The sequence below is a fragment of the Acinetobacter sp. GXMZU3951 genome, from assembly GCF_054457875.1.
In genome coordinates this window covers 479,718-492,802 of record NZ_JBTLFO010000001.1, presented here as the reverse complement: position 1 = coordinate 492,802, position 13,085 = coordinate 479,718, and the positions used below count along the sequence as shown (strand labels likewise).

Sequence of the window (13,085 nt, the reverse complement as noted above, 5' to 3'; positions counted from 1 at the left end):
ACTTATTTATTTTTTTGAATGGTAACGGTCTTATGTAAGTCGTTATCGTTAAACTTTATGCGGCTGACTTGATCGCCAGTTTGGAGTCCATCTATCACCGCGATATTTTCACTATAACGTTGCTCCAAAATTTGAATCGGAACACGCTCAATTTTTTGTTGTCGTATGACCCAAACATAAGGGTGATGGTCTATATCTTGAATGGTATCTAAAGGGATTAACTGTCCAGAAACTGAAGAAGTTTCCAGGATATGTCCTTCAACAAATGCCCCAATACTGAGCGGGTTTAGTGGTGAATTCGGGGTCGCAAAGAACTCTATTTGACGGCTATTTAAATCGGCAAGTGGGGAAATACGGCTCAGGGTTGCTTGAAGTTGCTGACGTTCACCTTGTAAATGGTACTCGATTTTTTGCCCAACTTTGAGAGCCTTGCGTTGATCACTCGCTAAACGTGCCTGAATTTCTAAACCAGAAGGATCGATTATTTCAAAAAGGGTCTGCCCAGCTGCAACAGTCTGTCCTGGTTCAACTTGGCGCGTGGTAACAATCCCTGTAATGGGGCTGCGAAGCGAACCATCTTGTTGTGCTTTTAAGGCAATTTCCACACTGGCTTGTTGTGCTTTCACATTTTCTAATTGAGCCTGATAATCCACTTGGCTTTGTTCGTACTCTACTTTTGAAATAAAACCCTGATCCAATAAGCGTTTTTTTCGTTGCATCATGTTTTGAGCAAGACGGGCTTGTGCTTGGGTTGCGGCTAAATTAGCTTTGGCTTGTGCTAAACGGGCTTCATTGTCCTGATTATTGAGTTGAACCAGAAGTTGTCCTTGTTGAACGGCATCACCGATCTCCGCTTTAACTAGAGTGGCTGTTGCGCTAATTTGCGATTGCAGACTACTTTGTTTAATGGCGCGAATAGTACCTGTAAATGGAGTTTTATCGATAGCTTGACCATAATTGAGCGGGACGAGGTCTTGTTGAATCAGTTCAATGCTTGCCTCGGTTGTTGATGGGGGCGGAGTAGGCTGTTGATGACATGCACTGAGTAAGATACAGCTGCTGATGCTTAATGCGAGAATACGAGACTGAAATAATCGTGGGACAAGCTGCATCTAAACATCCTTATCTGAGGTCAAATTGCAGGATTAATTTTCCATGGCTTTTAAACGCGCAATAATATTGGCGTATTCAGCTTGAGTATTACGATAGTTGCTTTGTAATGACTGAATCTGCTGCTTCTTATTGTTAATATTGCTGGCATTGTTGTTCAAATTGCTTTTGAGCATGGCAGGAACTGGGTCACCTTTGCGTAGATATTCCATTTCTTGGCGTTTAAGGATGATTCGGTCATTTTGTAACTGTTTTAACTGATCTTGCTGAAAGTTAATTTGATTTTTAATATTGACTAAAGCTTCATTGCGTTTATTCGTGGCGACTGTACTATTTGTATAGGCACGTTTGATGCGTAAATCAGCTTCACGTTGCTTAGCCTGTGCTGCACGTTGCGGTGCTTTCTTTTCTTCGGTAACAGCATTATATGCTCGATTACGTTGAATAACCTGCATATTTTGGTCTAAAGCTTCATAGCCATAGCGAATATGGTTGGGGGTTACATTGGTACTAATATTTGCAACACCTTTGCTATCATAGTAACGATACCAGACCGCTTTAGGCGGTTCGGCCAAGCTTAGGGTTGATTGAAGGAACATAAGGCTTAAAAATAACAATTTGAAAGCTATTTCCTTTTTTGCAATGAAAGCGAGTTTGCAACTAAACTGACTTTTCATTGAGTCCCCCAGCAAAGTTAAAGTTGACTAAATTACTTATTTTTAAGTAATAATAAAGTTATATTAGAACTAATCTGTTTAAGAAAAAACATCTATTCATCAAAAAAAAAATTGGGATGTGTTAAAGTGTGAGTTTGTACAAAAAAACAGATAAAAGTGTCGATTAAGTTCAAAACTGTTCATTGAAAATACAAGTAAATATATGTTAAAAATGTTGGCAACTTGTAATAAAACTTTTATACCAAATGTTTGTACATACTAAAAATGGGACGGGTCATTAAATGGACGATAAATTTCAAAATCTAAAAGTCATGGTAATTGATGATTCAAAAACCATTCGCCGTACCGCAGAAACATTATTACAACGTGAAGGTTGTGAGGTTGTGACCGCAGTAGATGGTTTCGAAGCGCTCTCAAAAATTGCTGAAGCGAATCCAGATATTGTTTTTGTCGATATCATGATGCCACGTTTAGACGGTTATCAAACCTGCGCACTCATTAAAAACTCACAAAATTATCAAAACATTCCGGTCGTTATGCTATCGAGTAAAGATGGTTTATTTGATCAGGCTAAAGGTCGTGTTGTCGGTTCAGATGAATATTTAACTAAACCGTTCAGTAAAGATGAACTATTAAACGCAATTCGTAATCACGTAACAGCATAAGTTTTTTGCATTGGGGAAGAGCATGGCTCGTATATTGGTTGTAGATGATTCACCTACAGAAACATTTCGTTTTAGAGAAATTTTAGGCAAGCATGGCTTTGAAGTGATTGAAGCTTCTAATGGTGCTGATGGGGTCACCATGGCACAAGCTGAATTACCAGACCTTGTACTTATGGATGTTGTGATGCCAGGCGTTAATGGCTTCCAAGCAACTCGCCAAATCTCGCGTGGGGAAACTACAAAGCACATTCCAATTGTGATTGTAAGTACTAAAGATCAGGCAACTGACCGTGTTTGGGGTAAACGTCAGGGTGCGATTGATTATTTAACCAAGCCAATCGATGAGCAACAATTAATCGATACCATCAAGCAGCACCTCAACGCAGGATAAACTATGGCAGCGAATGGATTTATCGAATTACTTCGCTTGGCAAAACGTGGCAATAAAAACTACGTTTCGACCGAAAATGAAGTAAACCGATGGTCAGGGATTGCATTTGAAATGATGGGGCAATATTTCGTTGCCCCATTAGGTGAGGTTTCGGAAGTTATTTATCCACCCAAATATACGCCAGTACCAAATACTCAGTCTTGGGTAATCGGGCTGGCCAATATTCGTGGAAGACTACTTTCTGTTGCAGATTTGGCACATTATATTTCTGGACACCGAAGCCAATATTCACCGACTCAAAAAGTCTTATGTATCAGTCATCATGATCATTATGTCGGTTTGGTGGTCGATCAGGTTTTGGGCATTCAACACTTTAATAAGAAAAGTTTCTTTTCTAAACACAAAGATTTAGATAGTAACTTGCAAGAATATTGCCAAGGGTATTTTCATCAACATAACCAACAATGGCATGTTTTCTTATTTAGTCGTTTATTGCAAAATCCAAAATACATGAACGCATCTATAAAACTTATAAATTAAATACTCACGCACATTAAGTAAGAATGAAGGCGAAATTCGGGGGAGAAGCTGCATGGGCTTTAAACTAAAAAAGAAAAATGCAGGTGAAAGTACCAACCGTTCGGGTGGTAATGCTTTAGTAGCAAAAATTCAATCACAGACGGAACAGTTTTCACGTGTATTCGGTGACAGTGAAAAGTCCAGGCCATTAATTTTGGGTGCAGCGTTTTGTATCATCTTGGCAATTTTCCTTCTGTTGTACTTATTCTATAGCGTACCGAGAAATAACGAATATACGCGTAGTTTGGGTGAGTTACGTCTTTTATCGCAAACAATTTCACGTCAAGCGACTGAAGCAACTGCGTCGGGTACACCAGAGTCGATTAAAAAATTAACCGAATCGCAAAAGGCATTTGCTGAAAATCTTGAAACAGTCAATGATATTCATGCGAGTACTGAGGCATTACGTGAAGTTGATGTGCAATGGAAAAAAGTTTCTGAAAACATTGACTTAATTGCATCGCAACAAAAAATCATTAATCAGTTATATGACACGAACATTGCGATTAGTGAAAGTATTCCTGGGATTCAGGCTGAATATAACCTGATGGTTGACCAAATGGCACGTCAAAACATGCCAAGTAGTCAGGTGGTGATTGCGAAGAACCAGGTGTTCATTGCAGAACGTATTTTACGTTCGATTAACTCGGTTCTAACCGGGACGACCAATTCCAGTGCTTCAGCGGATGACTTTAGTGCTGATACTGAAACCTTTGGTTCATACTTAAATGCACAAATTAATGGTAGCGCAGAACTCGGTGTACAACAGATTTCAGAGCCAGCTTTACGTGAGTCTTTAGATGGTATTAAAGCTGAATATGATGAAGTATTAAAATCAGCAGCGGCAACCGTATTAAAGAACTCGGCTCAAATCGTAAAAGTACGTCAAGCATCTTCTTCAATTTTTGAACAATCAGATGCGCTGCTAAGCAATTTGAACAAATTGTCTGGTGGTACAGGTTGGGCGATTGCAATTCCTGCATTGGGCTTAATTCTGGCTTTATTGGGCTTCTTGTTCTGCGTATTTAAATTACTTGTACTTCGTGGTGAAGCCGATAAAGTCCGTGTATCGCGTCTACAAGAAGAATATGACCGTAACCAGAATGCGATTTTACGTTTACTTGATGAAATTGCCGACTTGGCAGATGGTGACTTACGTTCTTATGCAACGGTATCTGAAGACTTTACTGGTGCAATTGCCGACTCGATTAACTTTGCGATCGACCAATTACGTGAGTTAGTTTCTCGAATCACTGAAACTTCTGCCGAAGTGGCGCACTATACGCAAAATACACAGATCATTACCAACCAGTTGGCTGAGGCATCTGAGCATCAGGCGCAAGAGATTGCAGGTGCTTCTGCCGCAATTAACGAAATGGCCATGTCTATTGACCAAGTATCTGCAAACGCATCTGAATCAGCAGCGGTAGCAGAACGTTCGGTACATATTGCATCGAATGGTGCAGACGTTGTAAACCGTTCGATTGAAGGTATGGATATCATTCGCGAACAGATTCAAGAAACCTCAAAACGTATTAAACGTTTGGGTGAATCTTCTCAGGAAATTGGTAACATCGTAGCCCTGATTAACGATATTGCCGACCAAACGAACATTCTGGCATTAAACGCTGCGATTCAAGCATCGATGGCGGGTGAAGCCGGTCGTGGTTTCGCGGTCGTAGCGGATGAGGTTCAGCGTCTTGCGGAACGTTCTGCATCGGCAACCAAGCAGATTGAAACCTTAGTAAAAACCATTCAGACAGATACCAACGAAGCCGTAATTTCGATGGAGCAAACCACCTCTGAGGTTGTACGTGGTGCAAACTTATCGAAGGATGCGGGTGTAGCACTGGATGAAATTCAAAACGTATCGGGTAACTTGGCGAAATTGATTGCAAGCATTTCTGATGCAGCAAAACTGCAATCCGCTTCTGCAGGCCATATTGCAACGACGATGAATGTTGTACAAGAGATTACCTCTCAAACCACAACAGCAACCTTCGATACAGCGCGTTCGGTTTCTGAACTTGCCAACATGGCAGAGTCATTACGTGAATCTGTAACGGACTTCAAACTACCTGAATAATTTGCGCAAGCAAATGATCTACCGATCTGGCATAGAGCGGTAGATCAATCTAGTTTAAAGCATCGACCCGCTGGACTATAGAAATTAGTCCAGCGTGATGATTACACTCAGGTTTGAGCGCCTTTTATGGTGGCAAAACGTAAGAAGCCAAAGCTATGAAAGAAATATTAAAAAACTTAGTCAATACGACAACGCTTCCAGAAGATAGTTATCTTGATCAAGATGCTGAGATTTTAGAGATTTTTGTAGAAGAAATTGAAGAAATCTTTGCCGAGTTAGACAGCATTTTTACCCAATGGTTTGCTCATCCCGCAGATCAAGACACGCTAATGACTATTCGTCGGCACTTTCATACGCTGAAAGGTTCTGGTCGTATGGTTGGGGCTAAGTCGGCAGGGGAGCTGGCTTGGGCTGTTGAAGATACATTAAATCGTGTGATTGCGGGAGCAATCGCCTTGGATCACACGATTCAAAAATTTGCACAAACCGTTTATCGCATTTTTCAGTACAAGCTTTACCCACAATTCAAACAGGTAAAGCCAATTGAAATTGATTTACGTCCTTTAGTGCTATTGGGGCAACAGTTACAACAAGGTCAATCGCCAGAACCTGCATTAGAAGAATTGTTGCTTTTAGCGGATCAGCTCAAATCAGAGCAGGATACGACAGGACTCGAATTTGCAACTGAGCATGAAGATGTTACGTTGGCCGAAGAAACATTATTGCAAGAATCTAAAGATCTGCAAGATGTTACTACCGCAATCTTTATTGAAGAAGCCGAAGAGCATTTAGCAACCATTGACGGTTTCTTAAAACAAGAGGCTGAAGAAGGCCAAGACTATAATGCCTTAATACGTGCATTACATACGCTGCGTGGCAGCTCGTCCATGGCGCATATCCAGCAAATTTTTGATGCCAGCTCAAAAGTTGAAAATTTATTTAAAACCTTATTGCAAGAAGAAATTGTTTCCTCTTCAAATGAAACGGCATTGCTGATTCAATATGCTGAATTTGTCCGTGATTATTTACATATTCTACGTCAAGGCAAGTTAGAGAATCTGAACCAAATTGATCAAACCTTCAATCAGGCTTGGGAAGATTATGGTTTTAGTCACCAAGATATGGAGACAACTGCAAACCCACAAGGGTTAGTGTCTCAACTGATTGAACTAGATATTGATTTACTGTTAGATGCGGAATTGGAATTTGAGAAACGGGCGAAAACAGAGTTTCCTGCTTATGTTCAGCAATTAAGCACTAAGGCAGAATTATTAGCCCAGCATACAGACAATCGCGCCTCGGCAGGTATTCATTCATTTATTCAAACTTTAGATGCGTGTTATCAGGCACTGTTAGCTAAGCCAGCACTATTAAATATTGATTATGCCTATGAGCTGTTTAGTCAGGCCCATCAAGAATTTATCTATTTATTTGATACTTTGGCCGCGGGTCAACGTATCAGTCTGAGCGGGCATGCAGATCAAGTACTGCAAAATCTAATTGCTTTTGTTCAGCAGGATTTAGAAATCTTTGAGGACGTAGAACAAGCAACCGATGCTACTGCTCTTCAAGTGGAAGCCGATGTAACGTCTGAAGAAAGTCAAAAAATTATTGCTGTTGACTTTGCAATATTGTCAAAACGCTTACAAGCTGACCACAACTTGCAAGATGCTGAAGAGTCAAATCGTCAGTTTGATGATGATCTCCTCGATATTTTCCTTGAGGAAGCTGATGAGTTGCTTGTGGGGATTGATCAGGATGTACATACATGGAGTAGTGATCAGTCCAATACTGCCGCTTTAAATAATTTGATGCGTTATTTGCACACCTTGAAAGGGGGTGCAAACATGATTCAGGCGACGCATATTGGTTTAATCGCACATGAACTCGAAACGATTTATGAGCGTATTATCAATCAACAAATTCAAGTGTCACCTGCACTCATTCAGATCGTTCGATTGGTACAAGACAATATCGCCGATCGTATTCAAACTATTCGTGAACAACGTGTCGATTATCCAGCACCAGAAGCGATTGATATTTTAACGAATATTCAGGCCTTGGTGGCTGGTGCTGTTGCTCCGATGAGTGTTGAAGTCACGCCTGAACAAACTTTGGCTGCGATAGAAAAAGTTGCTGCATATGCTACGACTTCTGTGGATAAACCAGTAGCGCAACCAGCACATATTACGGGTGCTTTTGAAGATGAAGCACTTGAGATTGACTGGGATGAACCGGCTTCTTTAGCCGTACAGGCACAGACCACGGATTCGGACGAGAGTGTACGTTCTATCGTCGAAGAAACCTTCTTCGAAGAAGCGGCAGAAATCTTCGAAACTATGGACAAGTTGTTGAAACAATGGTTTGAACAACGTAGTGACCGTAGCTTATTGCTTCAATTACAACGTGCTGCGCATAGTCTAAAAGGCGGTGCGCGTATGGCTGAAATTGAAGCGGTGGGTGCAATTGCCTATCGAATTGAAAGTACATTTGAGCAGTTTGCGGTTCATCATTTCAATTCCAATGTTTATGATGCCTTGTTACAGACCACGCTTGCATGGTTAAAACAAGCGATTTTCGAACATGATTACAGTAACTTTGACAGCTTAAAAGCCAGTCTTGAAGCCATTGAGTATGTCGATGTTACGGTTCAATTGCCGACACGTAAGAGTCCAGAGCTTGCTGCAATTACAACGCCAAGTTTTGAATTTATTCAGGGCGATGGTACTGAACCTCCTGCAATGATGGGTGAATGGGAAAGTTTTGGTCAAAGCGATCAATCCAATGAAATGATTCGAATTTCAGCTGATTTGATCGAGAAAATGATCGATTTGTCGGGTGAAAATTCGATTAACCGTTCCCGTATTGAGATGGATTTGGGGCAATTGGGGAATACGCTGAATGAAATGGAATTGGCCATTAAGCGTTTGGCAGACCAATTACGTCGAATGGAAGGTGAATTAGAGTCGCAAATTATTGCGAAGCATGGTAGTGAAGTCGGACGCTATGCGGATTTCGATCCACTAGAAATGGACCAATATTCTTCATTGAATCAATTGTCTAAATCGTTGGCGGAATCGGCATCGGATTTAATTGACTTTAAGAGTACCTTGGCTGAAAAGATTCGTGATACTGAAGGTTTGTTATTACAGCAATCGCGGATTCAGGCTGAAATTCAAGAAGGCTTAATGCGGACGCGTTTGGTTCCTTTCTCGCGCTTATTACCACGTTTGCAACGGATTGTGCGCCAGACTGCATCAACGCTGAATCGTCCTGCTGAACTGATTGTAAACAATACCGAAGGTGAATTAGACCGTACCATCTTGGAGCGCTTGACGACACCACTAGAGCATATGCTGCGAAATGCAGTTGACCACGGGATTGAAGATCCTGAGCAACGTCAGTTAGCAAACAAACCAGCAGTTGGACGAATTGAACTGAATATTACCCGTCAAGGTACTGATGTTATTGTTGAGTTCCATGATGATGGTAAAGGCATTGATGTCAGCAAAATTAAAGAAAAAGCCATTGCTTTAGGCTTGATGAAAGCCGATCAAATGCTTGAACAGCAGGAGATCTTACAGTTTATTTTCCATCCTGGTTTTAGTACGGCACAGCACATTACCCAGATTTCGGGACGTGGGGTCGGACTGGATGTGGTTCAAAGCTCGATTAAAGCCTTAGGGGGGCATGTTGCTGTAGATTCCACCTTAGGACGTGGCACCAGCTTTAGTATTCGGGTACCAACAACGGTTGCGGTAAGTGATGCCTTGATGGTGAAATCAGGTGATCAGCAGTTTGCGATTCCATTGGCACAAATTGAACGTATTGTCCGAATTGCACCTACGGCACTTGAAAACTACTTCAATAGTAAGGATGATTACTTCCAGATTGATAATGAAAGTTATAAATTACGTTATCTGTCCGAGTTTGTATCAAATCAACCATTACCTCGTCTAGGTAGTATTGCGCATTCTTTACCTGTCTTGCTCATCAAAGAAAATAGTGGTCAAACGATTGCGTTATTGGTTGATCAGTTAATTGGTTCACGTGCACAAATTGTTGTAAAACCAATTGGGCAGCAGTTCGCAGCGATTGGGGCAATTGCAGGCGCGACAATTCTCGGGGATGGACAAGTCTGCTTGATTTTAGATGGGCAAAATATTGCACGTCAAATCCAGACCACACAGCGTGTGAAACATGTCTATGATCAGCGTGATTCATATCGTTATAGCGATACCTGTCGTTTGATTATGATTGTAGATGACTCGGTAACAGTACGTAAGGTAACGTCGCGTTTACTTGAGCGACAAGGTTATGATGTTGTGACTGCAAAAGACGGTGTCGATGCCATTGAGCAGTTAGAAAATGTCCGACCAGACCTAATGTTGTTGGATATTGAAATGCCGCGCATGGATGGATTTGAGGTGACCAATTTAGTTCGCCATCATGAAATCCACAAGCAATTGCCGATTATTATGATTACATCACGTACGGGTGAAAAACATCGTGAACGTGCCTTCAGTCTTGGGGTAACACACTATATGGGTAAACCTTTCCAAGAAGCTGAACTGTTAAATAATATTGAAAGCTTATTGATGGCGAAACAGGGTGAATAAGATGAGTGAGAATACTGCGAATAAGTCGGTCTTAGACCAGATTAGTCAACAGGAGTTACACCATCTCATTACTGTTTCTACAGGATTTATCGATGCGTACATTATTCAGTGTTATGGCAAAGTGGCGATGCTACTGCCACAGAACATTGTACTTTCTGCACTGGATAGTCCAACCCATGTGAATTCGGTAGAATGGCATGATGTCAAACTTCCAGTATTTGCGGTCAATGATCCTGCTCAAGACGCAGGTGTTGCTTTAGTGATTGAAGGGGATGAGGTCAATCAACGGTTTGCCTTAATGTGTAATGAAATGCCGAAATCGGTGCGTGTGCGTATTTCTGAAGTGGTTGATGAGGAAATGACTGTGACGGATCCGATGGTGTTTCAATATGTGCGGATGGGGGAACAAACTTTCCAAGTTCCGAATATGGCACAGATACAGGCCAGTTTAGGTCTTCTTTAACTGTTCAGATTGATAAAAAAACCCATGTGTCAACATGGGTTTTTTGTTTTAGCTAAATCAACCAATTAAGTTAATAAGCCTTCTAGAATTTGTTCATAAATCTCAGCAAGTGGCTCAAGATCAGCTACATTCACATGCTCATCAATTTGATGGATGCTGGCATTTAATACGCCCAACTCAAGCACCTGTGCACCCGTTGGCGCAATGAAACGACCGTCAGACGTACCACCGCTGGTTGATAATTCAGTTTCACGACCTGTGACATTGCGAATTGCATTTTGTGCAGCATTCACCAATTCACCAACAGGAGTTAAGAATGGTAGACCTGAATGTGTCCATTTAATCTCATAGTTAAGACCATGACGATCTAAAATTTCTAGGACACGGACTTTTAATTCTTCAGCGGTCACTTCAGTTGAATAACGGAAGTTAAAGGTCACCGTCATTGTGCCTGGTACAACATTGGTTGCGCCAGTACCGGCCTGAATATTTGAAACTTGGAATGATGTAGCAGGGAAGTACTCATTGCCCTGATCCCAAACCGTATCACACAGTTCAGCAACCGCCTTAGAGGCCATATGAATCGGGTTAATCGCTAGGTGTGGATAAGCGACATGCCCTTGTTTCCCTTTAACCGTTAAGACCGCATTTAATGAACCACGACGACCATTTTTCACGATATCGCCTAAATGATTGGTACTAGACGGTTCACCCACCAAACACCACGTCATTTTTTCCTGACGTGCCTCTAGTGTTTCAATCACTTTCACCGTGCCATTGATCGCTGGACCTTCTTCATCCGAAGTAATCAGAAAGGCAATTGACCCCTTATGGTTTGGATGTTTGGCAACGAAGCGCTCTGATGCTACCACCATTGCAGCCAGTGCTGTTTTCATATCGGCACTGCCACGACCATAAAGCTTGCCATCACGAATTTCTGGAATGAATGGTGCAGAATGCCAAGCATCTAGATTTCCAGTTGGGACAACATCGGTATGTCCTGCAAAACAAAAAACAGGAGATTCGGTTCCTTTACGTGCCCAAAGGTTATCCACGTCATCAAAACGCATAGGTTCAATATGAAAACCAATTTTTTCTAGACGTTCAGCCATAATATTTTGGCAATTATGGTCTACAGGAGTAACAGAAGGTTGGCGAAGTAACTGTAAACTAAGTTCGAGAGTTTCGGAGTGGTTCATACGGCAAAGCAAGTGAAAAATATGCAACTATGATAGGCGAATCGCATCAAGAAAGGGAGTTTTGAAATAAAAAAACCTTATCGTTTTGATAAGGTCTGAAGAGATGAGAGAAAAACTATAATTTGTCTGCCGTCTTCTCAGCACTGTTGGTGACGACATCGCCGACTTTAGAAACGTCTTTGCCCACACCTGCAACCGTATTACAGCCAGTTAAAATAAAGCCCAGTAATAAAGAGATCGCGATTGCATTTTTCATGACATACTCCAAAAAAAATTTTAAGTTCCAACTTTTAAGAAGTTAAAAAATAATCGCAAATAAAAGTACGTCAATTTGATCGTAGAAAAGTAAATGATTGTATAACCTTGTTTAATCTGAGTTATTTTGAGCAGAAGGGTGCTGTAATAGCGGTGGATTACGATACATATAAAAGTTCTTTTCAGTCCCTTGCTGATACGCATACAGTCCATCGGTCCAAAAGTGTGGAGTCTGACTGGTTGCACACAAGTTCGGACAGAGCCATTCGTGACGTTGCAGACGATAAGTAAAATACTCGCTTGGGATAAAATCATACCCCCATAAGCCTAAGCGACGCTGGCGGCAGACCCAGTCAGGAATTTGCGCTAATGAAGTATTTAAAGGCAGATAAAGTTGACCTTTGAGCATGACGAAGCGCTGTTGGATGGGATAATCGAGTGCTTGATTAAATTGAAATTGTTTTTGAGTAAAGTGATTTAATTTACGTTTTAAGGTATCCGTTCTATTTAGTCCATACCAGTGGGGCAAGGAAAAATCACATTCAGCCAGATAATATTTCAGCGCAACTTCCCAATGTTCGACTTGATTGCTTTCAGTATTCTGTAGCAGAAAATCAATTTCCCCCAAGGTTCTAGGACCAGAAATTTGCTGAATACTGTGTCCAAGTAAATGGTAAGGATGATATTGATGTTCACGCAGCCAAAACCATACGAACATTTCAAATCTTAAACCTAAGCGGGTGCTTTTTAATTGATTGAGAAAGTTTTCTAATTCATTCGGATGCTGATCTAAAAAATTTAATCGTGGCTGATATAGGTTAAAGTATTTTTGCCATAGGTTGTGGGCATGTAGTTGAAATGGTTGCTGAATCACAAACTGTTCGGGATACGCTGAAAGAATATTTGGACTGGCGACCGTAAAAGCGAGTTGACGCACCAACGGATTTTTATAATGCAACCAAGGTTCAAACAGAGAATCCTGTTGTAATGTGTCAAACATAAGCAAAACCAAATGGAACTGAACAAAGTACAGAATTTAAA

The 13,085-nt window shown here is 41.2% G+C and carries 11 protein-coding genes; 6 read left to right on the top strand and 5 right to left on the bottom strand.

Features of this window, described 5'->3' with window-relative positions; translation table 11 throughout:
• Positions 1 to 2 precede the first annotated feature (2 nt).
• Positions 3 to 1,112 carry an efflux RND transporter periplasmic adaptor subunit gene (locus tag ACX17N_RS02315; RefSeq protein WP_458890953.1) on the bottom strand — a complete coding sequence of 370 codons (1,110 nt, stop codon included), beginning with the start codon at positions 1,110 to 1,112 and terminating at the stop codon, positions 3 to 5.
• Positions 1,113 to 1,145: 33 nt separating this feature from the next.
• Positions 1,146 to 1,787 carry a hypothetical protein gene (locus ACX17N_RS02310; RefSeq protein ID WP_458890952.1) on the bottom strand — a complete coding sequence of 214 codons (642 nt, stop codon included), beginning with the start codon at positions 1,785 to 1,787 and terminating at the stop codon, positions 1,146 to 1,148.
• A gap of 281 nt (positions 1,788 to 2,068) precedes the next feature.
• On the opposite strand from ACX17N_RS02310, the gene pilG reads away from it, so the two are divergent.
• The 6 genes from pilG (at position 2,069) to ACX17N_RS02280 (ending at position 10,590) form a co-directional block, all read left to right on the top strand.
• Complete coding sequence (gene pilG, locus ACX17N_RS02305) at positions 2,069 to 2,452, top strand: twitching motility response regulator PilG (RefSeq protein ID WP_106985073.1); 384 nt, start codon at positions 2,069 to 2,071, stop codon at positions 2,450 to 2,452.
• Between the two features lie 22 nt (positions 2,453 to 2,474).
• Entirely contained in the window at positions 2,475 to 2,843 is a 369-nt protein-coding gene (locus ACX17N_RS02300) for a response regulator (protein ID WP_458890951.1), read from the top strand.
• 3 nt (positions 2,844 to 2,846) lie between these two features.
• On the top strand, positions 2,847 to 3,383 hold the full coding sequence (locus ACX17N_RS02295) for a chemotaxis protein CheW (RefSeq protein WP_458890950.1): 537 nt from the start codon (positions 2,847 to 2,849) through the stop codon (positions 3,381 to 3,383).
• Positions 3,384 to 3,435: 52 nt separating this feature from the next.
• Positions 3,436 to 5,508, top strand: a complete 2,073-nt coding sequence (locus ACX17N_RS02290; RefSeq protein WP_458890949.1) for a methyl-accepting chemotaxis protein — start codon at positions 3,436 to 3,438, stop codon at positions 5,506 to 5,508.
• A 155-nt stretch (positions 5,509 to 5,663) separates the two neighbouring features.
• A complete protein-coding gene (locus ACX17N_RS02285) occupies positions 5,664 to 10,127 on the top strand; it encodes a hybrid sensor histidine kinase/response regulator (RefSeq protein ID WP_458890948.1) in 4,464 nt (1,487 codons plus the stop codon).
• Between the two features lies 1 nt (position 10,128).
• Complete coding sequence (locus ACX17N_RS02280; protein WP_458890947.1) at positions 10,129 to 10,590, top strand: hypothetical protein; 462 nt, start codon at positions 10,129 to 10,131, stop codon at positions 10,588 to 10,590.
• 65 nt (positions 10,591 to 10,655) lie between these two features.
• Here ACX17N_RS02280 and dapE read toward each other — a convergent pair whose 3' ends face one another.
• The 3 genes from dapE to ACX17N_RS02265 form a co-directional block, all read right to left on the bottom strand.
• Positions 10,656 to 11,789, bottom strand: coding sequence for a succinyl-diaminopimelate desuccinylase (gene dapE, locus ACX17N_RS02275; protein ID WP_458890946.1), 1,134 nt, complete (start codon positions 11,787 to 11,789; stop codon positions 10,656 to 10,658).
• Positions 11,790 to 11,904: 115 nt separating this feature from the next.
• Positions 11,905 to 12,045, bottom strand: a complete 141-nt coding sequence (locus ACX17N_RS02270) for an entericidin A/B family lipoprotein (protein ID WP_458890945.1) — start codon at positions 12,043 to 12,045, stop codon at positions 11,905 to 11,907.
• 111 nt (positions 12,046 to 12,156) lie between these two features.
• Positions 12,157 to 13,044 carry a DUF1853 family protein gene (locus ACX17N_RS02265; RefSeq protein ID WP_458890944.1) on the bottom strand — a complete coding sequence of 296 codons (888 nt, stop codon included), beginning with the start codon at positions 13,042 to 13,044 and terminating at the stop codon, positions 12,157 to 12,159.
• Positions 13,045 to 13,085: the final 41 nt, after the last annotated feature.

What these genes read in the sequence shown, in the direction of transcription:
- ACX17N_RS02315 (WP_458890953.1), bottom strand. Translation starts at nt 1,112, where the DNA reads ATGCAGCTTGTCCCACGATTATTTCAGTCTCGTATTCTCGCATTAAGC.
- ACX17N_RS02310 (WP_458890952.1), bottom strand. Translation starts at nt 1,787, where the DNA reads ATGAAAAGTCAGTTTAGTTGCAAACTCGCTTTCATTGCAAAAAAGGAA.
- pilG (WP_106985073.1), top strand. Translation starts at nt 2,069, where the DNA reads ATGGACGATAAATTTCAAAATCTAAAAGTCATGGTAATTGATGATTCA.
- ACX17N_RS02300 (WP_458890951.1), top strand. Translation starts at nt 2,475, where the DNA reads ATGGCTCGTATATTGGTTGTAGATGATTCACCTACAGAAACATTTCGT.
- ACX17N_RS02295 (WP_458890950.1), top strand. Translation starts at nt 2,847, where the DNA reads ATGGCAGCGAATGGATTTATCGAATTACTTCGCTTGGCAAAACGTGGC.
- ACX17N_RS02290 (WP_458890949.1), top strand. Translation starts at nt 3,436, where the DNA reads ATGGGCTTTAAACTAAAAAAGAAAAATGCAGGTGAAAGTACCAACCGT.
- ACX17N_RS02285 (WP_458890948.1), top strand. Translation starts at nt 5,664, where the DNA reads ATGAAAGAAATATTAAAAAACTTAGTCAATACGACAACGCTTCCAGAA.
- ACX17N_RS02280 (WP_458890947.1), top strand. Translation starts at nt 10,129, where the DNA reads ATGAGTGAGAATACTGCGAATAAGTCGGTCTTAGACCAGATTAGTCAA.
- dapE (WP_458890946.1), bottom strand. Translation starts at nt 11,789, where the DNA reads ATGAACCACTCCGAAACTCTCGAACTTAGTTTACAGTTACTTCGCCAA.
- ACX17N_RS02270 (WP_458890945.1), bottom strand. Translation starts at nt 12,045, where the DNA reads ATGAAAAATGCAATCGCGATCTCTTTATTACTGGGCTTTATTTTAACT.
- ACX17N_RS02265 (WP_458890944.1), bottom strand. Translation starts at nt 13,044, where the DNA reads ATGTTTGACACATTACAACAGGATTCTCTGTTTGAACCTTGGTTGCAT.